Genomic DNA, 26514 nt, shown 5'->3' on the forward strand with positions numbered 1-26514 from the left:
GGGGCTGTCCTTTGTTGTGTGTTGCTACTAGCTCAGGTCGCGGTGGCGAATCTGCACGTTGGTGAGGGTTTCCTTGAGGGCCTTGCCAATGCGCTCGGCCAGGTAGGTCGAACGGTGCTGGCCACCGGTACAGCCGATGGCGACGGTGACGTAGGCCCGGTTGCTCGCGGCGAAGCGCGGCAGCCATTTGTTCAGGTAGCCGAGGATATCCTGGTACATCTCCTCGACGTCGGGTTGCGCGGCCAGGTACTCCTGGACATCCGCATCGAGCCCGGTGTGCTCGCGCAGTTCGGGCTTCCAGTACGGGTTGGGCAGGCAGCGCACGTCGAACACCAGGTCGGCGTCCACCGGCATGCCGCGCTTGAAGCCGAAGGATTCGACCAGGAAGGCGGTGCCCAGTTCAGGCTTGTTCAGCAGACGCAGCTTGAGCACGTCGCGCAGCTGATAGAGGTTCAGGTGCGTGGTGTTGAGCTTGAGATCGGCCAGGTCGGCGATCGGCGCCAGCAGATGGGTCTCGTCGGCGATGGCTTCGGCCAGCGAGCGGGTGTCGGTGGTCAGCGGGTGCCGCCGGCGCGTCTCGGAGAAGCGCTTGAGCAGGGTTTCGTCATCGGCGTCGAGGTACAGCACATCGCACTGGATGTGCTTGTCGCGTGCCTCCTGCAGCAGTTCGGGGAAGCGCTGCAGCTGGCTGGGCAGGTTGCGTGCATCGATGGAGACGGCAACCTGCGGGTGCAGCAGTTCGGTGTGCAGCAGCGCGCGCTGCGCAAGGTCCGGGAGCAGGCTGGCGGGCAGGTTGTCGATGCAGTAGAAACCGTTGTCTTCGAGCACGTTGAGCGCGGTGCTCTTGCCCGAGCCGGAGCGTCCGCTGATGATGATCAGGCGCATGATCAGTGGCCGTTCTGGAAGTCCACGACTATCCGGTACAGCTCCTCGCCGTTGGCGGCGTGGCGCAGGCGGTCACGGACGTCGGAACGGTCGAGCATGGAGGCGATCTGGCGGAGCAGTTCCAGGTGCTCTTCGGTGGCGGCCTCGGGCACCAGCAGGACGAACACGAGGTCGACCGGCGCACCGTCGAGGGCGTCGAAGTCAACCGGGTGGTCCAGGTGCAGGATGGCGCTGATGGGAGACTGGCAGCCGGGAAGGCGGCAGTGCGGTATGGCGATGCCATTGCCGAATCCGGTGGAGCCCAGGCGTTCCCGGGCCACCAGATTTTCGAAGATGTCTTGCGCGTCGAAACCTGGCAGCTCTCGAGCTACCAGGTTTGCGATTTGTTCAAGGACGCGTTTTTTGCTGCCGCCCGGCACGTTCACCAGGGAACGGCCGGGGGTCAGGATTTGCTCAAGTCGAATCATAGGGAGGGTTTAACGAACACCAACACCCTGCTGGCGTTCGAGGTATTTTTCCTTGTGCTTGATCAGTTGGCGGTCGAGCTTGTCGGTGAGCAGGTCGATGGCCGCGTACATGTCCTCATGTTCGGCACAGGCCACCACTTCGCCACCTGCGATGTGCAGGGTGGCTTCGATTTTCTGCTTTAGCTTTTCGACCTCCATGATGACCTGAACGTTGGTGATCTTGTCGAAGTGGCGCTCCAGTCGTCCGAGTTTTTCGCCGACATAGTCGCGCAGGGCGTCGGTCACATCCAGTTGGTGTCCACTGATGTTGACTTGCATACCGCTTTCTCCTTATTGCCCGTGTGTAAGTGGCAGGTTAGGTGGCCTGCCGCCGGAACACTTTGGCGTGGATCAACGTCATACCAGTCGCTTACGTTCGCTGGAGGGAGCAATCCCTAAGGACTCCCGGTACTTGGCGACGGTGCGACGTGCCACTTGAATGCCCTGTGCCTCCAGTAAACCAGCGATCTTGCTGTCGCTCAATGGCTTTTTCGGACTTTCCGCCGCGACCAGTTTCTTGATGATCGCGCGGATCGCGGTGGACGAGCATTCGCCGCCCTCGGAGGTGCTGACGTGGCTGGAGAAGAAGTACTTCAGCTCGAAGATGCCACGCGGGGTGTGCATGAATTTCTGCGTGGTGACGCGCGAGATGGTCGACTCGTGCATGCCCACGGCTTCGGCGATGTCGTGCAGGACCAGAGGCTTCATCGCCTCTTCGCCGTATTCGAGGAAGCCACGCTGATGCTCGACGATCTGGGTCGCCACTTTCATCAGCGTTTCGTTGCGGCTCTGCAGGCTCTTGATGAACCAGCGCGCTTCCTGCAGCTGGTTGCGCATGAAGGTGTTGTCGGCGCTGGAGTCGGCGCGGCGCACCAGGCCCGCGTACTGCGAGTTGACGCGCAGGCGCGGCACCGCTTCCTGGTTCAGCTCCACCAGCCAGCGCTCGTTATGTTTCCGAACGATGACATCCGGCACCACGTATTCGGCTTCGCCGGACTCGATCTGCGAGCCGGGGCGCGGGTGCAGCGACTGGATCAGCTCGATGGTTTCGCGCAGCTCGTCTTCCTTGAGCTTCATGCGCCGCATCAGCTGGCTGTAGTCGCGGCTGCCGAGCAGGTCGAGGTGGTCGGCGACCAGCTTCTGGGCCTCGGCCAGCAGGTAGGTGTTGGCCGGCATCTGGCGCAGCTGCAGCAGCAGGCATTCGCGCAGGTTGCGCGCGCCGACGCCGGCGGGCTCCATCTGCTGCACGCGGCGCAGGACGACTTCCACTTCGTCCATCTCCACGCCCAGTTCGGGGTCGATGGAGGCAAGGATGTCGTCGAGGGATTCTTCGAGGTAACCGTCGTCGTTGATGCCGTCGATGATGCTCAGGGCGATCAGGCGGTCGGTGTCGGACATCGGCGCCAGGTTGAGTTGCCAGAGCAGGTGGCTCTGCAGGCTTTCGCCGGCGGAAGTGCGGGACGTGAAGTCCCACTCGTCATCGTCGCTGGCGGGAAGGCTGCTGGCGCTGGTCTGGTAGATGTCTTCCCAGGCGGTGTCGACTGGCAACTCGCTGGGAATGCGCTCGGCCCACTGGTCCTCGTCGAGGCTGTCGGCGGAGGGGGTGGTGCTTTCCTGGTAGCTGTCCTGGGTGTTGCTGTTGGCGGTGGGGGCGGACTCTGCGCCATCGGCCATAGGGTCGCTGTTGTCGTAGTCCTCGCCGTCTTCCTGGCGCTCCAGCATGGGGTTGGACTCCAGGGCTTCCTGGATTTCCTGCTGCAGGTCCAGCGTGGAGAGCTGGAGCAGTCGGATGGCCTGTTGCAGCTGCGGAGTCATCGTCAGCTGCTGGCCCATCTTGAGGACGAGCGATGGTTTCATGGCTGGAACTAGGCACCTTGTTCGCTGGCGCAGCAAGCGCCATATCCACGACTACGGACGCCGGAGCGCCGCGAGGAAGCAAATTATATGCCTGAGTCTGGACGCTTTGCCTAGGGGCTGTCGACCTTTCGTTACAACCTGATTATCGGGCAACTGCCAGGCGGCCCGAGGCGCGGCGCCGGATGCAGGTCCGGGCCGTGGGTGGCGGGGATGGAGCGCGGCCAGGAGGGCGGCCGCCGCTGGGTCAGAGGCGGAACTCGTGACCCAGATAGACTTCCTTCACCAGGTCGTTGGCGAGGATGGTCTCGGCACTGCCCTCGGCGATCAGTTGACCGTCGTTGACGATGTAGGCGGTTTCGCAGATATCCAGCGTCTCGCGGACGTTGTGGTCGGTGATCAGCACACCGATGCCCTTGGCCTTGAGGTGATGGATGATCTGCTTGATATCGCCCACGGAGATCGGGTCGACGCCGGCGAAGGGTTCGTCCAGCAGGATGAACTTCGGCGAGCTGGCCAGGGCACGGGCGATTTCCACGCGGCGCCGCTCACCACCGGACAGGCTCATGCCGAGGTTGTCGCGAATGTGGTGGATGTGGAATTCCTCGAGCAGGCTCTCCAGGGCCTCCTGGCGGCCGCTGCGATCCAGGTCGCTGCGAGTTTCGAGGATTGCGCTGATATTGTCGGCCACCGACAGCTTGCGGAAGATCGAGGCTTCCTGCGGCAGGTAGCCGATGCCGGCGCGCGCGCGACCATGCATGGGCAGGTGGGTCACGTCCTGGCTGTCGATGCGGACCACGCCCTGGTCGGCGCGGACCAGGCCGACGATCATGTAGAAGCAGGTGGTCTTGCCCGCTCCGTTGGGGCCGAGCAGGCCGACGATCTGTCCGCTGTCGATGCTCATGCTGACATCGCGGACCACTTGCCGGCTCTTGTAGCTCTTGGCGAGGTGTTGAGCGGTGAGCGTAGCCATTACTGCGCTTGATCCTGCTTTTTCTTGGGCTGGATGACCATGTCGATACGCGGGCGCGGTGTGGTCACCTGGGCGCCGGTGGCGCGGCCTGCGTTGACGATCTGGCGCTGGGTGTCATAGACGATCTTCTCGCCTTCGAAGGTGTTGCCTTCCTGGATCACCTTGGCCTGGTCGATCAGCACGACGCGGTTCTGGGTGACGAAATACTGGATCGTCAGGCCGTAGGCCTTGGTGATCTCTTTCTCCGGCGCGGGCTTCTGTTCGAAGTAGGCGGGCTTGCCCACCGAGGTCACGACCTCGATATCGCCGTTCTTGTTCTGCTTGAGCGTGACGGTGTTGCCGGTCAGCTTCATGCTGCCCTGGGTTACCACCACGTCACCGCGATAGACGGCCACACCCTGCTTGTCGTCCAGTTCGGCGCTGTCGGCCTGGACGCGGATGGGCTGTTCCCGGTCGGTGGGAAGAGCCCAGGCGGCGTGGCTGCCGATGGCGGCAGCGAGGCTGAAGAGAAGGGGGAGGGTGTTAACGAGCCTCATGCTGACCTCTTACGTTGGACAGCAGGAGCATCCGGCTGTCTTTCAGATACGCTTTCATTCCAACGGCCGTGGTCACACCGTTGGGTTCGGTGATTTTCACGGGCTGGTCAGTCTGCGCATAGTCCTTGTCCGGGAACACCGTCATCCGGGTCGTGTTGAGCAGCAGCGAGCGCTGTTGCGCATCAGTGCGCGCCACGCGCACGTCGTCGATCAGCTCGACCTGCTTGCCCTCGGGGCCCACTTCGGCGCGCACGCTCTGGACATGCCATGGCTGCGGTTCCTGTACGCGGTAGAAGTACAGGTCCGGCGTGGTGACCATGGTCACGTCGGTTGCTTTCAGGTGTTCCAATTTGTCTGCGGTCATCTCGTAGGCGAGCGTACCGTCGACGCGGTACTGCACGCTGTGGGCGTTGACCGCGTAGAAATCGATGGCGTCGTTGCCTTGCGACTTGAGCTGGCGCTCGTTGAAGTCCAGGCGGACGTTCCAGTAATAGCCGAGTGCGATCAGCAAGACTGCAATCAGGGCGAGCAACAGCTTCTGGCGGAGTGTCTTGGGCATGTTCGGCTCTAGAGGTACGCGTTCTGGGCAGCTTCGAGATTGCCCTGGGCGCGCAGGATCAGCTCGCAGAACTCGCGGGCCGCACCTTCGCCGCCACGTGCCTGGGTGACGCCGTCGGCATGCTGGCGGACGAACGGGTCGGCGCTGGCCACCGCCATGCCCAGGCCGGCGCGGCGAATGGCGGGCAGGTCGGGCAGGTCGTCACCCAGGTAGGCGACTTCCTCATAGCCTAGACCGAGTTCGGCGAGCAGTTCGTCGAGGGCGACCAGCTTGTCTTCACGAGCCTGGAACAGGTGGGTGATACCCAGGTTCTTCGCCCGGCGCTCGACCACCGGGCTGGAGCGGCCGGTGATGATAGCGGTGCGCACGCCGGAGGCCATGAGCATCTTGATGCCGTGACCGTCCAGGGTGTTGAACGTCTTGAACTCGCTGCCGTCGGGCAGGAAGTAGAGCTTGCCGTCGGTCAGCACGCCATCGACGTCGAAGACCGCCAGGCGAACGGCCTTGGCGCGCTGCAGCAGGTCGGCGCTCATTCAGATCACTCCCGCGCGGGTCAGGTCGTGGATATGCAGGACGCCTACCGGACGGTCCTCGTTATCGACCACGACGAGCACGCTGATCTTGTGGTCATCCATGATCTTCAGGGCTTCGGCGGCCAGCATGTCGGGACGCGCGGTCTTGCCGTGAAGGGTCATGACCTGGTCGATGCTCACATGGCGTACGTCCAGGCCCTTGTCCAGGGTGCGGCGCAGGTCGCCGTCGGTGAAGATGCCGGCCAGGGTTCCCGCATCGTTCAGGACGATGGTCATGCCCAAGCCCTTGCGGGTCATTTCCAGCAGCGCGCCGCTGAGCGAGGTGCCCAGCAGTACCTGGGGCAGTTCCTCGCCTACGTGCATCACGTTTTCGACTTTTAGCAGCAGGCGGCGGCCCAGCGCACCACCCGGGTGCGAGAAGGCGAAATCTTCAGCGGTGAAGCCGCGGGCTTCCAGCAGGGCGATGGCCAGGGCATCGCCGAGCACCAGCGACACCGTGGTCGACGAGGTGGGGGCGAGGTTCAGCGGGCAGGCTTCCTGCTCGACGCTGGCGTCCAGATTGACGACCGCGGCCTTGGCCAGCGGCGACTCGGGGTTGCCGGTCATGCTGATCAGGGTGATGCCCAGGCGTTTGATCAGGGGCAGCAGTGTGACGATTTCAGCGGTCGAGCCGGAGTTGGACAGCGCGATGACCACGTCGTCCTGGGTGATCATGCCCATGTCGCCATGGCTGGCCTCGGCCGGGTGCACGAAGAACGCGGGCGTGCCGGTGCTGGCCAGGGTGGCGGCAATCTTGTTGCCGACGTGCCCGGACTTGCCCATGCCGACCACTACCACGCGACCCTTGCAGTCCAGCAGCAGTTCGCAGGCCTGGGTGAAGTTCGCGCCGATGCGCGCCAGCAGTGAGTCCACGGCGTCGCGCTCAAGACGGATAGTGCGTTGCGCCGAGTGGATGAAATCGTGTTTCTGGCTCATGTTCGAAAGGCGTGGGGCGAAAAGAAGGGCGAGATTATAACGGGAAAGCGGCAAACGCTCATCACACACATTCCTAATGTGAACGTATTTTGCTGAACATTGCCTTAACGACCCCCTGGCGGGCCTTGGGGCGGCGCCTGCCGGAGTGCTATAGTTCGCGGCCGTTCGGCCTGTCACGCCGGGCCGTGCCTTCGTCGTGGGGGCGGGCCACAGGGACAGTGCCGTGATGCAAGGAGTTCTATGAGCACGAACGACCAATACGCTGTCGAGTTGAAGGGCCTGACCTTCAAGCGCGGCCAGCGTGCGATTTTCGATAACGTGGACATCCGTATCCCGCGCGGCAAGGTCACCGGGATCATGGGGCCCTCGGGTTGCGGCAAGACCACCCTGCTGCGCCTGATTGCCGCCCAGCTGCGCCCGTCGAAGGGCGAGGTGTGGGTCAACGGGCAGAATCTCCCCACTCTGGGGCGCAGCGACCTGTTCGACATGCGCAAGCAGTTCGGCGTGCTGTTCCAGAGCGGTGCGTTGTTCACCGACCTGGATGTCTTCGAGAACGTCGCCTTCCCACTGCGGGTGCATACCCAGCTTCCTGAAGAGATGATTCGCGACATCGTCCTGATGAAGCTGCAGGCCGTGGGCCTGCGTGGGGCGGTGGAACTGATGCCGGACGAGCTGTCCGGCGGCATGAAACGTCGCGTGGCGCTGGCGCGGGCGATCGCGCTGGACCCGCAGATCCTCATGTACGACGAGCCCTTCGTGGGGCAGGACCCGATCGCCATGGGCGTTCTGGTGCGCCTGATCCGCCTGCTCAACGATGCCCTGGGCATCACCAGCATCGTGGTCTCGCACGACCTGGCGGAGACCGCCAGCATCGCCGACTACATCTATATCGTCGGCGACGGCCGGGTGCTCGGGCACGGTACGCCGGATCAGCTGCAGCAGCTTGACGATGCGCGCGTGCGCCAATTCATGAAGGGCATCCCCGACGGCCCCGTGCCGTTCCATTATCCTGCCCGCGATTATCGCGTCGATCTGCTGGGAGAACGCTGATGCGCAAGACTTCACAGCTCGAGCGAATTCGTCTGCTCGGGCGCGCAGGCCTCGATGTCCTCGAGGCGCTCGGCCGTTCGACCCTGTTCCTGGTGCACGCGATCTTCGGTCGCGGTGTTCATAGCGGCGCTTTCCAGTTGCTGGTCAAGCAGCTGTATTCCGTGGGCGTGCTCTCGCTGGCGATCATCGTGGTGTCCGGCCTGTTCATTGGCATGGTGCTGGCCCTGCAGGGCTACAACATCCTGGTGAGCTATGGTTCCGAGCAGGCTGTCGGCCAGATGGTGGCACTGACTTTGCTGCGTGAACTGGGGCCGGTGGTCACGGGTCTGTTGTTCGCGGGCCGTGCCGGTTCGGCGCTGACCGCCGAAATCGGCAACATGAAGTCCACCGAACAGCTGTCGAGCCTGGAAATGATCGGTGTCGATCCGCTCAAGTACATCATCGCGCCGCGCCTTTGGGCCGGCTTCATCTCCATGCCTCTGCTGGCGACCATCTTCAGCGTCGTCGGCATCTGGGGCGGGGCGATGGTCGCGGTGGACTGGCTGGGTGTGTACGAAGGTTCCTACTGGTCGAACATGCAGAACAGTGTGCTGTTCACCAAGGACGTCCTCAATGGTGTGATCAAGAGCGTGGTGTTCGCCTTCGTGGTGACATGGATCGCCGTCTTCCAGGGCTATGACTGCGAGCCCACCTCGGAAGGTATCAGTCGCGCAACGACGCGCACCGTAGTCTATGCCTCCCTGGCCGTGCTGGGGTTGGACTTCATCCTGACCGCTTTGATGTTTGGAGACTTCTGATGCAAACCCGCACCCTGGAAATCGGTGTAGGCCTGTTCATTCTGGCCGGTCTGCTGGCCCTGTTGCTGTTGGCCCTGCGGGTCAGTGGCCTGACAATCGGTAATACGGGCGACACCTACAGGCTGTATGCCTATTTCGACAATATTTCCGGTGTCACCGTGCGCGGCAAGGTGACCATGGCGGGCGTGACCATCGGCAAGGTCACCGCGATCGATCTGGATCACGACACCTACCGCGGGCGCGTGACCATGGAGATCAATCGCCAGGTGAACAACCTGCCCGACGACTCCACCGCCTCCATTCTCACCGCCGGTCTGCTGGGTGAGAAGTACATCGGTATCAGCGTCGGTGGCGACGAAGCGCTGCTCAAGGACGGCGATACCATCAAGGACACCCAGTCCGCCCTGGTGCTCGAAGACCTGATCGGCAAATTCCTGCTGAATTCAGTCAACAAAGACGACTCGAAGAAATGAGGACTCATTCCATGTTGAAAACCCTGCGTCGTGGCCTTCTGGTTGTGCTCGCCATGCTGCCGCTGTTCGCTCAGGCCGAGCAGACCGCCCAGCAAGTGGTACAGCAGACCGTCGACAGCCTGCTGAGCGATCTGAAAACCAACAAGGCCAACTACAAGGCCAATCCCCAGGCCTTCTACGACACCCTGAACCGCATTCTCGGTCCGGTGGTGGACTCCGAGGGCATCGCCAAGGGCGTGATGACCGTCAAGTATTCGCGTGGTGCCACTCCGGAGCAGATCAAGCGCTTCGAGGAGACCTTCAAGGGCAGCCTGTTCCAGTTCTACGGCAACGCCCTGCTCGAGTACGACAACCAGACCATCCGCGTGCTGCCGTCCACTGGCAAGCAGGACCCGGAGCGTACTGCGGTGAACATGGAAGTGGTCGGTACCAACGGTGCCGTCTATCCGGTGCAATACACCATGATCAGCCAGGGCGGCAACTGGCGCCTGCGTAACGTGATCATCAACGGCATCAACATCGGCAAGCTGTTCCGTGACCAGTTCGCAGACTCCATGCAGAAGAACGGCAATGACCTGGAGAAGACCATCGCCGGTTGGGGTCAGGTGGTTGCCCGTGCGCAGGAATCGGCCAAGGGCCAGAAGCCGGAAGGCGGCGCCCAATGAGTCAAGGCAGCGTCACGCAGCGCGCCGACGGTGAGCTCGCGCTGGCTGGTGTGCTGGACTACAGCACCGGGCCAGCGCTGCGCGAGCAGGGCGGTTGCCTGATCGCCGCGAGCAAGGCTGGTGCATTGCGCCTGGATTGCTCGGCGGTGGAGCGCTCCAGCAGCGTCGGATTGTCGCTGCTGCTGTCCTTCACCCGTGATGCACGCAAGGCGGGTAAATCGCTGCAGATCGTTGGAATGCCCAAGGACATGCAGGAAATCGCCAAGGTTGGTGGTCTTCTGGAAATCCTGCCGTTACAGCATTGAAACACTGAAGAAGCCCTCCGTCCGCGACTTCCCCTGCCGGGGTTCGCAGGCGGGGGGCTTTTTTGTATCATGGCCGACCCGCGCGCGTAGGGCGCCGAACGAGGTTGAGCATGCAGGCCGTAGAAGTCAAAAACTTCCTGGAAGAGAAACTGCCAGGTACCCAGGTTGAAGTGGAAGGTGAAGGCTGCAACTTCCAGTTGAACCTGATCAGCGACGAGCTGGCCGGCCTGAGCCCGGTAAAGCGCCAGCAGCAGATCTATGCCCACCTGAACGAGTGGATCGCCTCGGGCGCCATCCATGCCGTCACCATGAAATTCTTCAGCCGCGCCGCCTGGGCCGAGCGTTCCTGAGCCCACGGGGAATATTGCAATGGATAAACTGATCATTACCGGCGGCACTCGTCTCGATGGCGAGATCCGCATCTCCGGCGCCAAGAACTCCGCGCTGCCGATCCTCGCCGCGACCCTGCTGGCGGACACCCCGGTGACCGTCTGCAACCTGCCGCACCTGCACGACATCACCACCATGATCGAGCTGTTCGGCCGCATGGGCGTGCAGCCGATCATCGACGAGAAGCTCAACGTCGAAGTCGACGCCAGCACCATCAAGACCCTGGTGGCGCCCTACGAGCTGGTGAAGACCATGCGTGCGTCGATCCTGGTGCTCGGCCCGATGGTCGCCCGCTTCGGCGAGGCCGAAGTCGCGCTGCCTGGCGGCTGTGCCATCGGTTCGCGTCCGGTTGACCTGCACATCCGCGGCCTGGAAGCCATGGGCGCGCAGATCACCGTCGAAGGCGGCTACATCAAGGCCAAGGCTCCGGCCGGCGGTCTGCGTGGCGCGCACTTCTTCTTCGATACCGTCAGCGTGACCGGTACCGAGAACATCATGATGGCCGCCGCGCTGGCCAATGGCCGCTCCGTGCTGGAAAACGCCGCGCGCGAGCCAGAGGTCGTCGACCTGGCCAACTTCATCAACGCCATGGGCGGTGATGTCCAGGGTGCCGGCACCGACACCATCGTGATCAACGGTGTAAAAAGTCTGGGTGGCGGCGCCAAGTACAGCGTCATGCCCGACCGCATCGAGACCGGCACCTACCTGGCCGCCGCTGCCGCTACCGGTGGCCGCGTCAAGCTCAAGGACACCGATCCGACCATTCTCGAAGCGGTGCTGGCCAAGCTGGTCGAAGCCGGTGCGCACATCACCACCGGCAGCAACTGGATCGAGCTGGACATGAAGGGCAACCGGCCGAAGGCGGTGAATATCCGCACTGCGCCGTACCCAGCATTCCCCACCGACATGCAGGCGCAGTTCATCTCCATGAACGCCATCGCCGAAGGTACCGGAGCGGTCATCGAGACCGTGTTCGAGAACCGCTTCATGCACGTTTACGAAATGAACCGCATGGGCGCGCAGATCCTGGTCGAAGGCAACACCGCCATCGTCACCGGCGTTCCGCAGCTCAAGGGCGCACCGGTCATGGCGACCGACCTGCGTGCTTCCGCCAGCCTGGTCATCGCCGCCCTGGTGGCCGAAGGTGACACCATGATCGACCGCATCTACCACATCGACCGTGGCTATGAGTGCATCGAAGAGAAACTGCAACTGCTCGGGGCGAAGATTCGCCGCGTGCCGGGCTAGGGCTGAGCCAGACAATGCTGACGATTGCCCTGTCCAAGGGCCGCATCCTCGACGACACCCTGCCGCTGCTCGCAGCGGCGGGCATCGTGCCGACCGAGAATCCGGACAAGAGCCGCAAGCTGATCATCCCCACCACCCTCGATGACGTGCGCCTGCTGATCGTGCGCGCCACCGACGTGCCGACCTACGTCGAGCACGGCGCCGCCGACCTCGGCGTCGCGGGCAAGGACGTGCTCATGGAGTACGGTGGCCAGGGCCTGTACGAGCCGCTGGACCTGAAGATCGCCAACTGCAAGCTGATGACCGCCGGTGCGGTCGGCGCGCCGGAGCCCAAGGGCCGCCTGCGCGTGGCCACCAAGTTCGTCAACGTCGCCAAGCGCTACTATGCCGAACAGGGCCGTCAGGTCGACGTGATCAAGCTGTACGGCTCCATGGAGCTGGCGCCGCTGGTCGGCCTCGCTGACAAGATCATCGACGTGGTCGATACCGGCAACACCCTGCGTGCGAACGGCCTGGAGCCCCAGGAACTGATCGCGCACGTCAGCTCGCGCCTGGTGGTGAACAAGGCCTCGATGAAGATGCAGCATGCTCGCATCCAGGCCCTGATCGACACCCTGCGTGAAGCTGTCGAGTCACGACACCGGGCGTAATTCCTAGCGCGGCCTTCCCGCCGCGCCCGTGACCGCCATGGATGGCGGGAATGCCGAAAATGCAGGAGCAGCTTTTCGGCCCTATCCGTGTCATAGCCAAATTTTCTCGGGTGCCCGCACGGAAGGCTTGATAGTCTTGCGGCGCCCGAGATCATGCCAATTAAAGAGGCCAGCTATGACCGCACCCTTCGCTATCCGTCGACTCAACGCCGCCGATCCGGACTTCGCGCGTCATCTGGACCATCTGCTCTCCTGGGAAAGCGTGTCCGACGATGCGGTGAACCAGCGCGTGCTGGACATCATTGCCGACGTGCGCAGCCGCGGTGACGCCGCCGTTGTGGAGTTCACCCAGCGCTTCGATGGCGTCGATGCCAAGGCCATGGCCGACCTGATCCTGCCGCGCGAGCGCCTGGAACTGGCCCTGACCCGCATCACCCCGGCCCAGCGCGAGGCGCTGGAAGTTGCCGCCGAGCGCGTGCGCAGCTACCACGAGAAGCAGAAGCAGGACTCCTGGCGCTACACCGAGGCCGACGGCACCGTGCTCGGCCAGCAGGTCACCCCGCTGGACCGTGCCGGCCTGTACGTGCCCGGCGGCAAGGCGTCCTACCCGTCGTCCGTGCTGATGAACGCCATTCCGGCCAAGGTCGCCGGCGTTGCCGAAGTGGTGATGGTGGTGCCGACTCCGCGTGGCGAGATCAATGAAATCGTCCTGGCGGCCGCCTGCATCGCCGGTGTCGACCGCGTCTTCACCATCGGCGGCGCCCAGGCCGTGGCCGCGCTGGCCTATGGCACCGAGAGCGTGCCGCAAGTGGACAAGATCGTCGGCCCGGGCAACATCTATGTCGCCACCGCCAAACGCCACGTGTTCGGCCAGGTCGGCATCGACATGATCGCCGGCCCGTCCGAGATCCTCGTGGTCTGCGACGGCGGCACCGATCCGGACTGGATCGCCATGGACCTGTTCTCCCAGGCCGAGCATGACGAAGACGCCCAGGCCATCCTGGTCAGCCCGGACGCCGAGTTCCTCGACAAGGTTGCCGCCAGCATCGAGAAACTGCTGCCGACCATGGAGCGCGCCGAGATCATCCGTACCTCGCTGGCCAACCGTGGTGCGCTGATTCTGGTCGCGGACCAGGACCGTGCCTGCCAGGTTGCCAACCGCATCGCCCCGGAACACCTGGAGCTGTCGGTGGCCGACCCGGAAAGCTGGCTGCCGAAGATCCGCCACGCCGGCGCCATCTTCATGGGCCGCTATACCGCCGAGGCACTGGGCGACTACTGTGCCGGCCCGAACCACGTGCTGCCGACCTCCGGCACCGCGCGCTTCTCCTCGCCGCTGGGCGTGTATGACTTCCAGAAGCGCTCCTCGATCATCTTCTGCTCCGCGCCGGGCGCCTCCGAGCTGGGCAAGACCGCGTCGATCCTGGCCCGTGGCGAGTCCCTGACCGCCCACGCGCGCAGTGCCGAATTCCGTATTCTGGATAAGGGTGAGTAACGCATGAGCAAATTCTGGAGTCCCTTCGTCAAGGAACTGGTGCCCTACGTTCCGGGCGAGCAGCCGAAGCTGGCGAAACTGGTCAAGCTGAACACCAACGAGAACCCCTACGGCCCGTCGCCGAAGGTGGTCGCCGCGATCCAGGCCGAGTTGAACGACACGCTGCGCCTGTATCCGGACCCCAATGCCGACCGCCTGAAGCAGACCATCGCCGAGTACCACGGCGTGAAGGTTTCCCAGGTGTTCGTCGGCAACGGCTCGGACGAGGTCCTGGCCCACGCCTTCCACGCGCTGTTCCAGCACGGCAAGCCGCTGCTGTTCCCCGACGTGACCTACAGCTTCTATCCGGTCTACTGCGGCCTCTACGGCATCGACTTCGAAGCGCTGCCGCTGGATGAGCAGTTCCAGATTCGTGTCGAGGATTACGCGCGGCCCAACGGCGGCATCATCTTCCCCAACCCCAACGCGCCCACCGGTTGCCTGCTGCCGCTCGAAGCCATCGAGCGCCTGCTGCAAGACAGCCCGGACAGCGTGGTGCTGGTGGACGAAGCCTACGTCGACTTCGGTGGCGAGACCGCGATTTCCCTGGTCAACCGCTACCCGAACCTGCTGGTGGCGCAGACTCTGTCCAAGTCGCGCTCCCTGGCGGGCCTGCGGGTTGGCTTCGCAGTCGGCCACGAGGACCTGATCGAGGCGCTGGAACGGGTGAAGAACAGCTTCAACTCCTATCCGCTGGACCGCCTGGCGCTGGCCGGCGCGGTGGCGTCCTTCGAGGACCAGGCCTATTTCGAGCAGACCTGCAACGCGGTTATCCACAGCCGCGAGAAGCTGGTCGCCGAACTCAAGACCCTGGGTTTCGACGTGCTGCCGTCGGCGGCGAACTTCATCTTCGCCCGCCACCCGCAGCGTGATGGCGCCGAGTTGGCCGCCGCCCTGCGCGAAGAGGGCGTTATCGTGCGTCACTTCAAGCAGCAGCGGATCAACCAGTTCCTGCGTATCAGCATCGGCACCGAGGAGCAGAACCAGGCGTTGCTGGATGCCCTGCGCCTGAAGCTGTAAAGCTTTTGCGGTCATGAAAAACGGCGCCTGAGGGCGCCGTTTTCATTGGGGAATCAGTTGCCGTTGGGCGCCGGCGGCGGGCGCAGGCCAACTTCGGCGTTCAGCGTCAAAGGCTTGCCGTTGCGCAGCACCTGGATGGCGATCTTCTCGCCCGGCTTGGTGCGCGCCACCTGGTTCATCGAGCGGCGGCCATCGCTGGCGGCCTCGCCATCGATGTTCAGGATGATGTCGCCCGGCAGCAGGCCGGCCTTGGCGGCGGGACCGTCGCGGTAGACGCCGGCGACGACGATGCCGGCCTTGTCCTTGAGGTCGAAGGATTCGGCCAGTTCCGGGGTCAGCGGCTGCACTTCCACGCCGAGCCAGCCGCGGATTACCTGGCCGTGCTCGATGATCGACTGCATGACTTCCAGGGCCAGCTTGGTCGGGATGGCGAAGCCAATGCCCTGGGAGCCGCCGGATTTGGAGAAGATCGCGGTATTGATGCCGATCAGGTTGCCGTTGGCGTCGACCAGCGCGCCGCCGGAGTTGCCCGGGTTGATCGCCGCGTCGGTCTGGATGAAGTCTTCGTAGGTGTTCAGGCCCAGCTGGTTGCGGCCGGTGGCGCTGATGATACCCATGGTGACGGTCTGGCCGACGCCGAAGGGGTTGCCGATGGCCAGGCAGACGTCACCGGTGTGGATGCCGTCGGAGCGGCCGAGCATGATCGAGGGCAGATCCTTGAGGTCGATCTTCAGCACCGCGAGGTCGGTCTCGGGGTCGCTGCCGACCAGCCGGGCGATGGTCTCGCGGCCGTCGCGCAGGGCCACGATGATCTGGTCGGCGCCGGCGGTCACGTGGTTGTTGGTCAGCAGGTAGCCTTCCGGGCTCATGATCACCGCCGAACCCAGGCTCGACTCCATGCGCTTCTGCTGCGGCAGGTTATCGCCGAAGAAGCGGCGGAACAGCGGGTCGTCGAGCATCGAGTTGCTCGGCTTGCTGACCATCTTGGTGGTGTACAGGTTGGCCACGGCGGGCGAAGAGCGGGTCACGGCGTCGGCGTAGCTGACCGGGCCCTGCTGAAGACGGCTGAGCAGCGGCGCCTGCTGCAGATGCACTTCCTGTTGCGGTAGGCCGACCCACTGAGGGTTATGCTGGATGATCAGTAGCGCCAACAGGACGCCAACCAGCACGGGCCAGCCGAGGAAACGCAGGGCCTTCAGCATCGAAGAAAATCCTTGGGGTTGCTTGGCCGGGGGATGGCCGATAGGGTGGCGGCCATTATACGGGCGGCGAGCCAAGAAAATAGACGCTCGTAGCCGTAGTTGGAGGAATTTCGATGGCAATCGCACTGAGCACTCTGGTCGAGGAAGCCGACCGCTATCTGGACGCTGCGAAGGTCCAGGATTACTGCCCCAACGGCCTGCAGGTCGAGGGGCGCCCGCAGGTGCGACGCATCGTTTCCGGCGTCACTGCCAGCCAGCCATTGCTGGACGCCGCCGTGGAGGCCGACGCCGATGTGGTGCTGGTGCACCATGGCTATTTCTGGAAGGGCGAGAATCCCTGCGTGGTCGGCATGAAGCAGCGCCGTCTGAAAACCCTGCTGAACCGCGATATCAGCCTGTTGGCCTATCACCTGCCGCTGGACCTGCACCCCGAGGTGGGGAACAACGTGCAACTCGGTCGTCAGCTCGGCTTCGAGATCGAAGGGCCGCTGGAACCGGGCAATCCGCGCTCCATCGTGCTGGTCGGTTCGCTGCCCGAACCCATGCTGCCCAGCGACCTGGCGATCCATGTGCGTGACGTTCTGGGGCGCGAGCCCCTGCTGGTGGAGGGCGATCGGCCGATACGGCGCATCGCCTGGTGCACCGGCGGCGCCCAGGGCTACATTGACCAGGCGATCGCCGCTGGCGTCGATGCGTACCTGACCGGTGAGGTCTCTGAACAGACCGTGCACAGCGCGCGGGAAAACGGCATCAGTTTCATCGCCGCCGGCCATCACGCCACAGAGCGCTACGGCGTGCAGGCGCTGGGCGATTACCTGGCCAAGCGCTTCGCCATCGAGCATCTGTTCATCGATTGTCCGAACCCCGCCTGAGACCGGCAGCTGCCGGTCTCGGCTGGAGCACTTACGGGGTCTTGGCGTAGCGCTGGCGCGCCTGGCCCACGGCTTTGCCCAACTCCCACACCGCCATGGCGTAATGGGTGCTGTGGTTGTAGCGGGTGATCACGTAGAAGTTCGGCAAGCCGTACCAGTACTGGTAGTTGCTGCCCATGTCCAGGCGCAGCAGGCTGGCCTGCTGGTGGCCGTTGAGCGAGCCCTGCGGGCGCAGGCCGACGGCGGACAGGGTGGCGACCGGGTACATGGTCTGGAAGCCATTCTCCAGCGACGGCGCTTGGCCGCTCGCGGGCACCGCCACCGCATCGCCGCTGATCCAGCCGTGCTGCTTGAAGTAGTTGGCCACGCTGCCGATGGCGTCGCGTGGGTTCCACAGGTCGATGTGGCCGTCGCCGTCGAAGTCCACCGCGTACTGGGTGAAGGAAGAGGGCATGAACTGTCCGTAGCCCATGGCGCCGGCGTAGGAGCCGCGCAACGCCAGCGGGTCGTCGCCTTCCTTGCGTGCCTGGAGGAGGAACTGCTCCAGCTCGCCACTGAAGAACTCGGCACGGCGGGGGTAGGAGAAGGACAGGGTAGCCAGCGCGTCGATGATCCGCGTCTTGCCCATCACGCGGCCCCAGCGGGTTTCCACGCCAATGATGCCGACGATGATTTCCGGCGGTACGCCATAGGTACGGTAGGCGCGCATCAGGTCGCCCTCGTACTGGTTCCAGAACTGCACGCCGTTCTGCACGTTCTCAGGGGTGATGAACTTCTTGCGGTAGCGCAGCCAGGCGCCGTTCGGCCCGCTGGGCGGTGCGTAGGTCGGTGCCTGGCGGTCCATCAGGCGGATTACCCAGTCCAGTTCCTGTGTCTGGGCAAACAGGTCGTGCAGGTCCTGCCGGTTGAAGCCGTGCTTGCTCACCATCATGTCGATGAAGCGATTGGCGTTGGCATTGTTGGCGTAATCGCCGCGCAGCGGGGCGATCGGCTGCACCGAGCCGAACGCCGGGTGGGCGCTGGGGCTGATCAGGGTGGGGGCCTGCGGCTTGGCGGCCGACTGCGGAGCGGGAGTGGGTTTGCTGCTGCACGCTGAAATCAGGACAAGCAAAGGCAGAGCGAAAGCGATGCGGCGCATGGGAAATCTTCTGGGGCGGGTAAAAGTGCTCGCTATGCTAGCGCAGAGCGCTTTCCAGGCAAGCGCAAGTCGCGAAGTACTGGCTCTCAATCTGTATCAGGAAGCGTTTTCCGGATGATCGGCAGAGCGCCTGGCGGGATTCATTCGGGCTGTGCTGACGACGTGCTCCAGTCTTCGCCATACAAGTGCGGGAATGCCACGCAGGCCGGCAATCCCGCGGGCTCCATCAGTGAGCGCGGACGGCTATATGTGTATATTTTTTCGGTATAAAAGGCGCGCCGGTTAGAGTCTCGCGCTGTGTTAGAGTGCGCCCTCGTCTACGGCCCGCCGGCCGTCCATAAGCAATTCCGTGAGTAGCCATGGTCGACAAACTGACGCATCTGAAACAGCTGGAAGCGGAGAGCATCCACATCATCCGCGAGGTCGCCGCCGAGTTCGATAACCCGGTGATGCTGTACTCGATCGGCAAGGACAGCGCGGTGATGCTGCATCTCGCGCGCAAGGCCTTCTTCCCCGGCAAGCTGCCGTTCCCGGTGATGCACGTCGACACTCGCTGGAAATTCCAGGAGATGTACCGCTTCCGCGAGAAGATGGTCAGCGAATACGGCCTGGACCTGATCACCCACATCAACCCCGATGGCGTGGCGCAGGACATCAATCCGTTTACCCACGGCAGCGCCAAGCATACCGACATCATGAAGACCGAAGGCCTCAAGCAGGCCCTCGACAAGTACGGCTTCGATGCCGCCTTCGGTGGTGCCCGCCGTGACGAGGAGAAGTCCCGCGCCAAGGAGCGCGTCTACTCCTTCCGCGACAGCAAGCACCGCTGGGACCCGAAGAACCAGCGTCCGGAGCTGTGGAACGTCTACAACGGCAAAGTGAAGAAGGGCGAGTCGATCCGCGTCTTTCCGCTGTCCAACTGGACCGAGCTGGACATCTGGCAATACATCTACCTGGAACAGATCCCGATCGTGCCGCTGTACTTTGCCGAAGAGCGCGAAGTCATCGAGATGAACGGCGCGCTGATCATGATCGACGACGAGCGCATCCTCGAGCACCTCACGCCCGAGCAGAAGGCCAGCATCCAGAAGAAGATGGTGCGCTTCCGCACCTTGGGCTGCTACCCGCTGACCGGCGCGGTGGAGTCCACTGCCACCACGCTGCCGGAAATCATCCAGGAAATGCTGCTGACGCGAACTTCCGAACGCCAGGGCCGGGTCATCGACCACGACGCCGCTGGTTCGATGGAAGAAAAGAAACGTCAGGGCTACTTCTAAGGTTCTCGCACCATGTCGCATCAATCCGATCTGATCAGCGAGGACATCCTCGCCTACCTGGCCCAGCACGAGCGCAAGGAACTCCTGCGCTTCCTCACCTGCGGCAACGTCGACGACGGCAAGAGCACCCTGATCGGGCGCCTGCTGCATGACTCCAAGATGATCTACGAGGACCACCTCGAGGCCATCACCAAGGACTCCAAGAAAGTCGGCACCACCGGCGACGACGTCGACCTGGCGCTGCTCGTGGATGGCCTGCAGGCCGAGCGCGAGCAGGGCATCACCATCGATGTGGCGTACCGCTACTTCAGTACCTCCAAGCGCAAGTTCATCATCGCCGACACCCCCGGCCATGAGCAGTACACCCGCAACATGGCTACCGGCGCGTCCACCTGCGACCTGGCCATCATCCTGATCGACGCCCGCTACGGCGTGCAGACCCAGACCCGCCGGCACAGCTTCATTGCCTCGCTCCTGGGCATCAAGCACATCGTCGTTGCCATCAACAAGATGGACCTCAAGGGCTTCGACCAGGGCGTATTCGAGCAGATCAAGGCCGACTACCTGCAGTTCGCCGACAAGATCAACCTGAAGACCAACTCCCTGCACTTCGTGCCGATGTCGGCGCTGAAGGGCGACAACGTGGTCAACAAGTCCGAGCGCTCGCCGTGGTACACCGGCCAGTCGCTGATGGAAATCCTCGAGACCGTGGAGGTCGCGGGCGACCGCAACCTCGACGACATGCGCTTCCCGGTGCAGTACGTCAACCGCCCGAACCTGAACTTCCGCGGCTTCGCCGGCACGCTTGCCAGCGGCATCGTGCGCAAGGGCGACGAAGTCGTGGCCCTGCCGTCGGGCAAGGGCAGCAAAGTCAAGTCCATCGTCACCTTCGAGGGTGAGCTGGAGCATGCCGGCCCGGGCCAGGCCATCACCCTGACCCTGGAAGACGAGATCGATGTCTCCCGCGGCGACATGCTGGTGCACGCCGACAACCGCCCGCAGGTCACCGACGGCTTCGACGCCATGCTGGTGTGGATGGCCGAAGAGCCGATGCTGCCGGGCAAGAAGTACGACATCAAGCGCGCCACCAGCTATGTGCCGGGCTCCATCCCGAGCATCACCCACAAGGTGGACGTGAACACCCTGGAAGAGACCGCCGCCAGCGAACTCAAGCTCAACGAGATCGCCCGCGTGAAGGTCAGCCTGGATGCGCCCATCGCGCTGGACGGCTACGGCCAGAACCGCACCACCGGTGCCTTCATCGTCATCGACCGCCTGACCAACGGCACCGTCGGCGCCGGCATGATCATCGCCGCGCCGCAGGCCAGTCACGGCACCGCCACGCATCATGGCGCCAATGCCCATGTTGCTCGTGAAGAGCGCGCTGCTCGCTTCGGCCAGCAGCCGGCCACCGTGCTGTTCAGCGGCCTCTCCGGCGCCGGCAAGAGCACCTTGGCCTACGCCGTGGAGCGCAAGCTGTTCGACATGGGGCGCGCGGTCTATGTGCTGGACGGCCAGAACCTGCGCCATGACCTGAACAAGGGCCTGCCGCAGGATCGCGCCGGTCGCACCGAGAACTGGCTGCGCACCGCGCATGTCGCCAAGCAGTTCAACGAGGCCGGCCTGGTCAGCCTGTGTGCTTTCGTCGCCCCGAGCGCCGAAGGCCGCGAGCAGGCCAAGGCGCTGATCGGCGCCGAGCGTCTGGTTACCGTTTACGTCCAGGCTTCCCCGCAGGTCTGCCGCGAACGTGATCCGCAGGGCCTGTACGCTGCCGGCCAGGACAACATCCCGGGCGAGTCCTTCCCGTTCGACGTGCCGCTGGATGCCGATCTGGTGATCGACACCCAGACCCAGTCGGTGGATGAGGGCGTCAAGGCGGTGCTCGACCTGTTGCGCCAGCGCGGCGCGATCTGATCGCCAGGCGCTGACGAAAAGCCCCGCATTTGCGGGGCTTTTTCTTTTCGGGTTCCCGGCAATCCTGACATCTGACGCGGAAGTGCCTGTCTCTCCTACGGGAGCATTGACGCGTGAACAAAAAAGCCCCGCAGATGCGGGGCCTTTTTGATGGAGCCAAGACTCAATATTTGCCTTTCAGACCATAAGTCTCATCCAGCGTACCCGGCCCTTCGCTGGGCTTGGGCGCGTAGTCGCGCGGCGCTTCGTTATTCGCCGGCGGAGTCAGGCGCTCGCGGCGCTCGGGGTATTCGTCGGTGTGCAGGGCGGCCAGCAGGCGCTGCTTGGTCTGCTCGTCCAGGGCCAGGCGCTCGGCGCCTTCGGACAGGTGATCCTGAACGTCCTGATAGCTCTGGGTGAGCTTCTTCATCAGGCTGGCGGAGGTGTTGAAGTGGGTCACCACTTCGCGCTGGTAACTGTCGAAACGATCCTGCATGTCGTCCACCTGGCGCTGCAGCTTGTTCGGCGCGGCGTTGGGGAGCAGGCGGGCGATCAGGAAGCCGATGGCGCCCCCGACGATCAGGGCGAGTAGCGGCAGTAACCAGGTGGTGAGGGACTGTTCCACGCGAATCCTTCCTCTATAGACGGCTTTGCTTTACGTTAGCGGCTTGCACCTGTGCTTGTATACCGTGGCGAATGCATCGCCGCCTGCGCAGGTATTGTGCTAGACGAGACGACCCGCCACGGGGTCACGGAGCTGTTGTTTGACCACCCGCGAAATCCCCTTGTTCCTCGACGGCCCCGACGGCCAGCTGGAAGCCCTGCACCTCGCCACACCCGACGCCAAGGGCGTCGCGCTGATCTGCCATCCGCATCCGCTGTTCGCCGGTACCATGCAGAACAAGGTGGTCGCCACCCTGCAGCGTGCCGCACGGGATGCAGGATACGCCACCCTGCGTTTCAATTTTCGTGGCGTGGGTCAGAGCGCAGGTAGTTACGCCGAAGGGCGCGGCGAAATCGAAGATGCGCTGGCCGCCGCGCGCTGGCTGGCTGGGCAGCATCCGGACCTGCCGCTGACGCTGATGGGCTTCTCCTTCGGCTCCTGCGTGGCCGGCAACGCCGCCGAGCGCCTGGAAGAGGAGGGCGTCGCGCTGGCGCAACTGTTCATGCTGGCGCCGCCGGTGGAGCGTTTCGACGTCGACCTGCCTGAGCGCTGCCCGTTGACGGTGATCCAGCCGGAAGCCGACGAAGTGGTCACGCCTGAGCGCGTCTACGCCTGGAGCGCCGAGCTGAGCAAGGCGCACGAACTGATCCGCATCCCCGAGTGCAGCCATTTCTTCCACGGCAAGCTGATCGAGCTCAAGGACCTGATTCAGGCCCGGCTCGCCTAGGGCGCCGCGCCGCGTTACCATCCGGCCCGCCATTTCATTTGTGTTGATTCCTGGATTCCCATGACGACCCGTATCCTGACCGGCATCACCACCACCGGTACTCCGCACCTGGGCAACTACGCCGGCGCCATCCGCCCGGCCATCGTCGCCAGCCGCGATCCGCAGGCAGATTCCTTCTACTTCCTGGCCGACTACCACGCGCTGATCAAGTGCGATGACCCGGCGCGCATCCAGCGTTCGCGCCTGGAGATCGCCGCCACCTGGCTGGCCTGCGGCCTGGATGCTGAAAAGGCGACCTTCTATCGCCAGTCCGACATTCCCGAAATCCCGGAACTGACCTGGCTGCTCACCTGCGTCAGCGCCAAGGGCCTGCTCAACCGTGCTCACGCCTACAAGGCCTCGGTGGACAAGAACGTCGAGGCCGGCGAAGACCCGGACGCCGGCGTCACCATGGGCCTGTACAGCTACCCGGTGCTGATGGCCGCGGACATCCTGATGTTCAACGCGCACAAGGTGCCGGTCGGCCGTGACCAGATCCAGCACGTGGAAATGGCCCGCGACATCGGCCAGCGCTTCAACCATCTGTTCGGCAATGGCAAGGAGCTGTTCACCCTGCCGGAAGTGGTGATCGAGGAAGACGTGGCCACCCTGCCGGGCCTGGACGGTCGCAAGATGTCCAAGAGCTACGACAACACCATCCCGCTGTTCGGCAGCGCCAAGCAGCTCAAGGACGCCGTGGCGCGCATCGTCACCGACTCCCGTGCGCCGGGCGAGCCGAAGGACCCGGACAACTCCCACCTGTTCACCCTCTACCAGGCGTTCTCCACCCACGAGCAACAGGCTGCGTTCCGCGCCGACCTGCTGGGTGGCCTGGCCTGGGGTGAAGCCAAGCAACGCCTGTTCGAGCTGCTGGATAACGAATTGGGCGAGGCCCGCGAGCGCTACCAGGCGCTGATCACCCGCCCGGCCGACCTGGAAGACATTCTCCTGGCCGGCGCCGCCAAGGCCCGCCGCATCGCCACCCCGTTCCTCGGCGAACTGCGCGAGGCCGTTGGCCTGCGTTCGTTCCGTGAGCAGGTGCAAGTGGCCACCGAAGGCAAGAAGAAGACTGCCAAGGCCGCGCGCTTCGTCAGCTTCCGCGAGGAAGACGGCTTCCGCTTCCGCCTGCTGGACGCTGCTGGCGAGCAACTGCTGCTCTCCGTGGCCTTCGCCGACGGCAAGGCTGCCGGCCAGGTGACCAAGCGCCTGCAATCCGAAGACCTGGACCTGCACGCCGAGCTGAACGCCTTCAGCGTGCGCCTGGATGGCGAAGCCGTGGCCTACAGCCCGGAATTCTCCACCGACGCGGAGCGCGACGCCGCCATGCAGCGTCTGCGCGAGGCGCTCGCTCCCCAGGAGTGAGGGTTGGCTGGCCGGTCCGACTACCGGCCAATTGCCAAGCAACGGGGGCGCCGCTAAAGTGTGCGCCCCCGTTTTCGTTACCTTGCTACCGATCATGACGCCTCTTCAGCGCTACCAGGAAGACCTGAAACGCCCCGATTTCTTCCACGACGCCGCACAAGCGAACGCCGTGAAGCATCTGCAACGCCTCTACGACGATCTGGTCGCCGCTGAAAAGGGCAAGTCCGGGCTGTTCGGCAGGTTGCTGGGCAAGAAATCCCAGGAGCCGGTGAAGGGGCTGTATTTCTGGGGCGGCGTTGGCCGTGGCAAGACCTACCTGGTGGATACCTTCTTCGAAGCGCTGCCCTTCAAGCAGAAGATGCGCACGCACTTCCACCGCTTCATGAAGCGCGTCCACGAGGAAATGAAAACCCTCAAGGGTGAGAAGAACCCGCTGACCATCATCGGCAAGCGTTTCGCCGACGAGGCCCGGGTGATCTGCTTCGACGAATTCTTCGTCTCCGATATCACCGACGCGATGATCCTCGCGACCCTGCTGGAAGAGCTGTTCAAGAACGGCGTCAGCTTGGTGGCGACCTCCAACATCGTGCCGGACGGTCTCTACAAGGACGGCCTGCAGCGCGCCCGCTTCCTGCCGGCCATCGCGCTGGTCAAGCAGTACACCGAAGTGGTCAACGTCGACAGCGGCGTGGACTACCGCCTGCGCGCCCTGGAACAGGCCGAGCTGTACCACTGGCCGCTCTCCGAGCAGGCCGAACAGGCCATGACCCGTGACTTCAAGGCCCTGACCCCCGAGTGCGCCGCCGCCACCCGCGATGACGCGCTGATGATCGAGAACCGCGAAATCCGCGCGCGCATCACCTGCGATGACGTGGCCTGGTTCGAATTCCGCGAGCTGTGCGACGGCCCGCGCAGCCAGAACGACTACATCGAGCTGGCGAAGATCTTCCACGCCATCCTGATTTCCAACGTCGAGCAGATGAACGTGGCCAAGGACGACATGGCCCGCCGCTTCATCAACCTGGTGGACGAGTTCTACGACCGCAACGTCAAGCTGATCCTCTCCGCCGAGGTGGAGCTCAAGGACCTGTACACCGGCGGCCGCCTGGAGTTCGAATTCCAGCGCACCCTGAGCCGTCTGCTGGAAATGCAGTCCCACGAATACCTGAGCCGCCCGCACCGTCCCTGATGGTACGGCGAACGAAAAAGGCTGCCCAAGGGCAGCCTTTTTCGTTTGGGCTCTTTTCTGTTCTGTAGGAGCGAGCTTGCTCGCGAACATTTCACAGGTAGCTCGGAAGCTGGGCGGTTCGCGAGCAAGCTCGCTCCTACAGATAAAGCTCAGCGCTGCGCCATTTCCTGCTGCGCCTTCTTCAGCAGTTGCTGGGCATGGGCGACTTCCAGCGCTTCCATGGCGTTGATCGGCTTGATCGCCACCGCTTTCTTCAACTGTTCCAGTGCTTTCTGCTCTTCATCTTCGCCATACACATAGCCCAGCGCATTGGCGTATTCGTAGTGGCCGATCGGCAGGTCGCTGGCGGCGCGGAAGGAGCGGGCGAAGTACTGCTCCATCTGGTCGGCGCTGACTCCGTAGGTCATCTTGCCCACCAGCTTGCCGACCTTGCGGATCACGCCGGCTTCATAGCCGCCATAGAGCGCCAGGGCGAAGGGCTGGTTGGGCTGCTTGGCCAGCAGGGCATCCAGTTCCTTGGGGATGTCGCCGGTATAGCCGCGCTTGAGTACCACCGGTACGGGCAGGTCTTCGGCCAGTCGCGCCTTGGCGTAGGCCCGGCCGAACTGGGCGATGGGGTCGGCGTTGAGCAGTGGGCCGGCCTGGTCGGTGTAGCTGATTACTTCTTCCAGCAGGCGCTCCTTCTCCTCCTGGTTCGGTGCCAGGAACAGGGCATAGAGGGTCTGGGCGAACATCGCCGGCACCTGGCCGCCGACGCCCAGCGCAAGGCCGTCCTTCTTGGCCTGGGCGAAGTCGCCGCGGAACACCTTGCGCCATACGTCCTGCAACTTCTCGGCATAGACCTGCGCTTCCTCCGGCTTGCCGGTGAAGCCGGTGCCGGCGGCCACGGTCTTCTCCAGGGCTTCGGGATGCCGGGTCGCCATGGTCACCACCCAGTCGGCGTCGGGGAAGGGGTAGTTGCCAAAGCCGCGGGTCAGCTTCGGCCAGGCGGCGCGCAGCTTGTCGCCACTGTAGTCGAAGGCGCTCTGGTCGTAGGGGAAGGGTTTCCAGGTGTCGTCCGCCACAGCGGTCAGGCTGAAGACGGCCAGCAGGGCAAGCAGAAAGCGGCGCATGGCGATATCCCGTTGGGTTCTTGTTGTCGGTTGCTGCCCCGATCATAGGGCGGCACCCGAGTCCGCGAACCCATCCTAGGGATGGC

29 protein-coding genes are annotated in these 26514 nt (G+C 63.9%); 16 read left to right on the forward strand and 13 right to left on the reverse strand.

Annotated features, from left to right (window positions below):
* Positions 1-27: 27 nt before the first annotated feature.
* The 9 genes from rapZ to ACNFBT_RS18900 all read right to left on the reverse strand — a co-directional run bounded on the left by rapZ (position 28) and on the right by ACNFBT_RS18900 (position 6821).
* Complete coding sequence (gene rapZ / locus ACNFBT_RS18860) at positions 28-885, reverse strand: RNase adapter RapZ (protein WP_416751903.1); 858 nt, start codon at positions 883-885, stop codon at positions 28-30.
* 2 nt (positions 886-887) lie between these two features.
* The gene (gene ptsN, locus ACNFBT_RS18865) at positions 888-1352 is read right to left on the reverse strand and encodes a PTS IIA-like nitrogen regulatory protein PtsN (protein WP_416751905.1); all 465 of its coding nucleotides are present in this window, start codon (positions 1350-1352) and stop codon (positions 888-890) included.
* Positions 1353-1361: 9 nt separating this feature from the next.
* A complete protein-coding gene (hpf, locus tag ACNFBT_RS18870; protein WP_017518151.1) occupies positions 1362-1670 on the reverse strand; it encodes a ribosome hibernation-promoting factor, HPF/YfiA family in 309 nt (102 codons plus the stop codon).
* Positions 1671-1748: 78 nt separating this feature from the next.
* Complete coding sequence (locus tag ACNFBT_RS18875; RefSeq protein ID WP_416751907.1) at positions 1749-3248, reverse strand: RNA polymerase factor sigma-54; 1500 nt, start codon at positions 3246-3248, stop codon at positions 1749-1751.
* A gap of 244 nt (positions 3249-3492) precedes the next feature.
* Positions 3493-4218: an LPS export ABC transporter ATP-binding protein gene (gene lptB, locus ACNFBT_RS18880; RefSeq protein WP_416751909.1), complete on the reverse strand. Its 726-nt coding sequence runs from the start codon at positions 4216-4218 to the stop codon at positions 3493-3495.
* Positions 4218-4754, reverse strand: a complete 537-nt coding sequence (gene lptA / locus ACNFBT_RS18885; RefSeq protein WP_416751911.1) for a lipopolysaccharide transport periplasmic protein LptA — start codon at positions 4752-4754, stop codon at positions 4218-4220. The genes lptB and lptA overlap by 1 nt, the downstream gene beginning before the upstream one ends.
* Positions 4741-5313 carry an LPS export ABC transporter periplasmic protein LptC gene (gene lptC / locus ACNFBT_RS18890; RefSeq protein ID WP_416751913.1) on the reverse strand — a complete coding sequence of 191 codons (573 nt, stop codon included), beginning with the start codon at positions 5311-5313 and terminating at the stop codon, positions 4741-4743. The genes lptA and lptC overlap by 14 nt, the downstream gene beginning before the upstream one ends.
* A gap of 8 nt (positions 5314-5321) precedes the next feature.
* Positions 5322-5846: a KdsC family phosphatase gene (locus ACNFBT_RS18895; protein WP_416751915.1), complete on the reverse strand. Its 525-nt coding sequence runs from the start codon at positions 5844-5846 to the stop codon at positions 5322-5324.
* Positions 5847-6821 (reverse strand): KpsF/GutQ family sugar-phosphate isomerase, encoded by a 975-nt coding sequence (locus ACNFBT_RS18900; RefSeq protein WP_416751917.1) that lies wholly within the window; start codon positions 6819-6821, stop codon positions 5847-5849.
* Between the two features lie 240 nt (positions 6822-7061).
* On the opposite strand from ACNFBT_RS18900, the gene ACNFBT_RS18905 reads away from it, so the two are divergent.
* The 10 genes from ACNFBT_RS18905 to hisC all read left to right on the forward strand — a co-directional run bounded on the left by ACNFBT_RS18905 (position 7062) and on the right by hisC (position 14953).
* Positions 7062-7871, forward strand: a complete 810-nt coding sequence (locus ACNFBT_RS18905) for an ATP-binding cassette domain-containing protein (RefSeq protein ID WP_152220680.1) — start codon at positions 7062-7064, stop codon at positions 7869-7871.
* Complete coding sequence (gene mlaE, locus ACNFBT_RS18910) at positions 7871-8668, forward strand: lipid asymmetry maintenance ABC transporter permease subunit MlaE (RefSeq protein WP_416751920.1); 798 nt, start codon at positions 7871-7873, stop codon at positions 8666-8668. The genes ACNFBT_RS18905 and mlaE overlap by 1 nt, the downstream gene beginning before the upstream one ends.
* On the forward strand, positions 8668-9141 hold the full coding sequence (gene mlaD, locus ACNFBT_RS18915) for an outer membrane lipid asymmetry maintenance protein MlaD (protein ID WP_416751922.1): 474 nt from the start codon (positions 8668-8670) through the stop codon (positions 9139-9141). The genes mlaE and mlaD overlap by 1 nt, the downstream gene beginning before the upstream one ends.
* Positions 9142-9152: 11 nt before the next feature.
* On the forward strand, positions 9153-9806 hold the full coding sequence (locus tag ACNFBT_RS18920; RefSeq protein WP_416751924.1) for an ABC transporter substrate-binding protein: 654 nt from the start codon (positions 9153-9155) through the stop codon (positions 9804-9806).
* Positions 9803-10111, forward strand: coding sequence for an STAS domain-containing protein (locus ACNFBT_RS18925; protein ID WP_416751926.1), 309 nt, complete (start codon positions 9803-9805; stop codon positions 10109-10111). Before ACNFBT_RS18920 ends, ACNFBT_RS18925 begins: the two co-directional genes overlap by 4 nt.
* Before the next feature lie 110 nt (positions 10112-10221).
* Complete coding sequence (locus tag ACNFBT_RS18930; protein WP_207883669.1) at positions 10222-10461, forward strand: BolA family protein; 240 nt, start codon at positions 10222-10224, stop codon at positions 10459-10461.
* Between the two features lie 19 nt (positions 10462-10480).
* Positions 10481-11749: a UDP-N-acetylglucosamine 1-carboxyvinyltransferase gene (gene murA / locus ACNFBT_RS18935; RefSeq protein ID WP_416751928.1), complete on the forward strand. Its 1269-nt coding sequence runs from the start codon at positions 10481-10483 to the stop codon at positions 11747-11749.
* A 14-nt stretch (positions 11750-11763) separates the two neighbouring features.
* Positions 11764-12399, forward strand: coding sequence for an ATP phosphoribosyltransferase (gene hisG / locus ACNFBT_RS18940; protein ID WP_416751930.1), 636 nt, complete (start codon positions 11764-11766; stop codon positions 12397-12399).
* Between the two features lie 175 nt (positions 12400-12574).
* Positions 12575-13894 (forward strand): histidinol dehydrogenase, encoded by a 1320-nt coding sequence (gene hisD / locus ACNFBT_RS18945; RefSeq protein ID WP_416751932.1) that lies wholly within the window; start codon positions 12575-12577, stop codon positions 13892-13894.
* A gap of 3 nt (positions 13895-13897) precedes the next feature.
* A complete protein-coding gene (hisC, locus tag ACNFBT_RS18950) occupies positions 13898-14953 on the forward strand; it encodes a histidinol-phosphate transaminase (RefSeq protein ID WP_416751934.1) in 1056 nt (351 codons plus the stop codon).
* Between the two features lie 53 nt (positions 14954-15006).
* Here the strand turns inward: hisC and algW are convergent, their stop codons facing one another.
* Positions 15007-16155 (reverse strand): Do family serine endopeptidase AlgW, encoded by a 1149-nt coding sequence (algW, locus tag ACNFBT_RS18955; RefSeq protein WP_416751935.1) that lies wholly within the window; start codon positions 16153-16155, stop codon positions 15007-15009.
* 113 nt (positions 16156-16268) lie between these two features.
* Here algW and ACNFBT_RS18960 point away from each other — a divergent pair, with 113 nt between their 5' ends.
* Entirely contained in the window at positions 16269-17027 is a 759-nt protein-coding gene (locus ACNFBT_RS18960; RefSeq protein ID WP_416751937.1) for a Nif3-like dinuclear metal center hexameric protein, read from the forward strand.
* Between the two features lie 31 nt (positions 17028-17058).
* Here the strand turns inward: ACNFBT_RS18960 and mltB are convergent, their stop codons facing one another.
* Complete coding sequence (gene mltB, locus ACNFBT_RS18965) at positions 17059-18165, reverse strand: lytic murein transglycosylase B (protein ID WP_416751939.1); 1107 nt, start codon at positions 18163-18165, stop codon at positions 17059-17061.
* 359 nt (positions 18166-18524) lie between these two features.
* On the opposite strand from mltB, the gene cysD reads away from it, so the two are divergent.
* Together cysD and cysN are read left to right on the forward strand one after the other, a co-directional pair.
* Positions 18525-19442, forward strand: coding sequence for a sulfate adenylyltransferase subunit CysD (gene cysD, locus ACNFBT_RS18970; RefSeq protein ID WP_416751940.1), 918 nt, complete (start codon positions 18525-18527; stop codon positions 19440-19442).
* Between the two features lie 12 nt (positions 19443-19454).
* A complete protein-coding gene (gene cysN, locus ACNFBT_RS18975; protein WP_416751942.1) occupies positions 19455-21356 on the forward strand; it encodes a sulfate adenylyltransferase subunit CysN in 1902 nt (633 codons plus the stop codon).
* Between the two features lie 163 nt (positions 21357-21519).
* Here cysN and ACNFBT_RS18980 read toward each other — a convergent pair whose 3' ends face one another.
* The gene (locus ACNFBT_RS18980; protein WP_416751944.1) at positions 21520-21960 is read right to left on the reverse strand and encodes a YhcB family protein; all 441 of its coding nucleotides are present in this window, start codon (positions 21958-21960) and stop codon (positions 21520-21522) included.
* Positions 21961-22099: 139 nt separating this feature from the next.
* Between ACNFBT_RS18980 and ACNFBT_RS18985 the strand changes: the two genes are divergently transcribed.
* From ACNFBT_RS18985 to zapE, 3 genes are all read left to right on the forward strand, one after another.
* A complete protein-coding gene (locus ACNFBT_RS18985) occupies positions 22100-22726 on the forward strand; it encodes an alpha/beta hydrolase (RefSeq protein ID WP_416751946.1) in 627 nt (208 codons plus the stop codon).
* A gap of 60 nt (positions 22727-22786) precedes the next feature.
* On the forward strand, positions 22787-24127 hold the full coding sequence (locus ACNFBT_RS18990) for a tryptophan--tRNA ligase (RefSeq protein ID WP_416751948.1): 1341 nt from the start codon (positions 22787-22789) through the stop codon (positions 24125-24127).
* A gap of 94 nt (positions 24128-24221) precedes the next feature.
* The gene (gene zapE / locus ACNFBT_RS18995; RefSeq protein WP_243805402.1) at positions 24222-25316 is read left to right on the forward strand and encodes a cell division protein ZapE; all 1095 of its coding nucleotides are present in this window, start codon (positions 24222-24224) and stop codon (positions 25314-25316) included.
* 149 nt (positions 25317-25465) lie between these two features.
* Here the strand turns inward: zapE and ACNFBT_RS19000 are convergent, their stop codons facing one another.
* Positions 25466-26428 carry a hypothetical protein gene (locus ACNFBT_RS19000; protein ID WP_416751951.1) on the reverse strand — a complete coding sequence of 321 codons (963 nt, stop codon included), beginning with the start codon at positions 26426-26428 and terminating at the stop codon, positions 25466-25468.
* Positions 26429-26514 lie beyond the last annotated feature (86 nt).

The organism is Pseudomonas sp. NY15181 (assembly GCF_048068055.1).
In the GTDB taxonomy this organism is placed as follows: Bacteria; Pseudomonadota; Gammaproteobacteria; order Pseudomonadales; family Pseudomonadaceae; genus Pseudomonas.

Excerpts from the sequence above, each read along its gene's own strand:
- hisG (WP_416751930.1), top strand. The coding sequence starts at position 11,764 with ATGCTGACGATTGCCCTGTCCAAGGGCCGCATCCTCGACGACACCCTG.
- lptB (WP_416751909.1), bottom strand. The coding sequence starts at position 4,218 with ATGGCTACGCTCACCGCTCAACACCTCGCCAAGAGCTACAAGAGCCGG.
- mlaD (WP_416751922.1), top strand. The coding sequence starts at position 8,668 with ATGCAAACCCGCACCCTGGAAATCGGTGTAGGCCTGTTCATTCTGGCC.
- mltB (WP_416751939.1), bottom strand. The coding sequence starts at position 18,165 with ATGCGCCGCATCGCTTTCGCTCTGCCTTTGCTTGTCCTGATTTCAGCG.
- ACNFBT_RS18905 (WP_152220680.1), top strand. The coding sequence starts at position 7,062 with ATGAGCACGAACGACCAATACGCTGTCGAGTTGAAGGGCCTGACCTTC.
- lptC (WP_416751913.1), bottom strand. The coding sequence starts at position 5,313 with ATGCCCAAGACACTCCGCCAGAAGCTGTTGCTCGCCCTGATTGCAGTC.
- hisC (WP_416751934.1), top strand. The coding sequence starts at position 13,898 with ATGAGCAAATTCTGGAGTCCCTTCGTCAAGGAACTGGTGCCCTACGTT.
- ACNFBT_RS19000 (WP_416751951.1), bottom strand. The coding sequence starts at position 26,428 with ATGCGCCGCTTTCTGCTTGCCCTGCTGGCCGTCTTCAGCCTGACCGCT.
- algW (WP_416751935.1), bottom strand. The coding sequence starts at position 16,155 with ATGCTGAAGGCCCTGCGTTTCCTCGGCTGGCCCGTGCTGGTTGGCGTC.
- murA (WP_416751928.1), top strand. The coding sequence starts at position 10,481 with ATGGATAAACTGATCATTACCGGCGGCACTCGTCTCGATGGCGAGATC.
- ACNFBT_RS18900 (WP_416751917.1), bottom strand. The coding sequence starts at position 6,821 with ATGAGCCAGAAACACGATTTCATCCACTCGGCGCAACGCACTATCCGT.
- cysN (WP_416751942.1), top strand. The coding sequence starts at position 19,455 with ATGTCGCATCAATCCGATCTGATCAGCGAGGACATCCTCGCCTACCTG.
- ptsN (WP_416751905.1), bottom strand. The coding sequence starts at position 1,352 with ATGATTCGACTTGAGCAAATCCTGACCCCCGGCCGTTCCCTGGTGAAC.
- ACNFBT_RS18930 (WP_207883669.1), top strand. The coding sequence starts at position 10,222 with ATGCAGGCCGTAGAAGTCAAAAACTTCCTGGAAGAGAAACTGCCAGGT.
- hisD (WP_416751932.1), top strand. The coding sequence starts at position 12,575 with ATGACCGCACCCTTCGCTATCCGTCGACTCAACGCCGCCGATCCGGAC.
- ACNFBT_RS18875 (WP_416751907.1), bottom strand. The coding sequence starts at position 3,248 with ATGAAACCATCGCTCGTCCTCAAGATGGGCCAGCAGCTGACGATGACT.
- cysD (WP_416751940.1), top strand. The coding sequence starts at position 18,525 with ATGGTCGACAAACTGACGCATCTGAAACAGCTGGAAGCGGAGAGCATC.
- ACNFBT_RS18925 (WP_416751926.1), top strand. The coding sequence starts at position 9,803 with ATGAGTCAAGGCAGCGTCACGCAGCGCGCCGACGGTGAGCTCGCGCTG.
- ACNFBT_RS18920 (WP_416751924.1), top strand. The coding sequence starts at position 9,153 with ATGTTGAAAACCCTGCGTCGTGGCCTTCTGGTTGTGCTCGCCATGCTG.
- mlaE (WP_416751920.1), top strand. The coding sequence starts at position 7,871 with ATGCGCAAGACTTCACAGCTCGAGCGAATTCGTCTGCTCGGGCGCGCA.
- hpf (WP_017518151.1), bottom strand. The coding sequence starts at position 1,670 with ATGCAAGTCAACATCAGTGGACACCAACTGGATGTGACCGACGCCCTG.
- ACNFBT_RS18960 (WP_416751937.1), top strand. The coding sequence starts at position 16,269 with ATGGCAATCGCACTGAGCACTCTGGTCGAGGAAGCCGACCGCTATCTG.
- ACNFBT_RS18990 (WP_416751948.1), top strand. The coding sequence starts at position 22,787 with ATGACGACCCGTATCCTGACCGGCATCACCACCACCGGTACTCCGCAC.
- rapZ (WP_416751903.1), bottom strand. The coding sequence starts at position 885 with ATGCGCCTGATCATCATCAGCGGACGCTCCGGCTCGGGCAAGAGCACC.
- lptA (WP_416751911.1), bottom strand. The coding sequence starts at position 4,754 with ATGAGGCTCGTTAACACCCTCCCCCTTCTCTTCAGCCTCGCTGCCGCC.
- ACNFBT_RS18895 (WP_416751915.1), bottom strand. The coding sequence starts at position 5,846 with ATGAGCGCCGACCTGCTGCAGCGCGCCAAGGCCGTTCGCCTGGCGGTC.
- zapE (WP_243805402.1), top strand. The coding sequence starts at position 24,222 with ATGACGCCTCTTCAGCGCTACCAGGAAGACCTGAAACGCCCCGATTTC.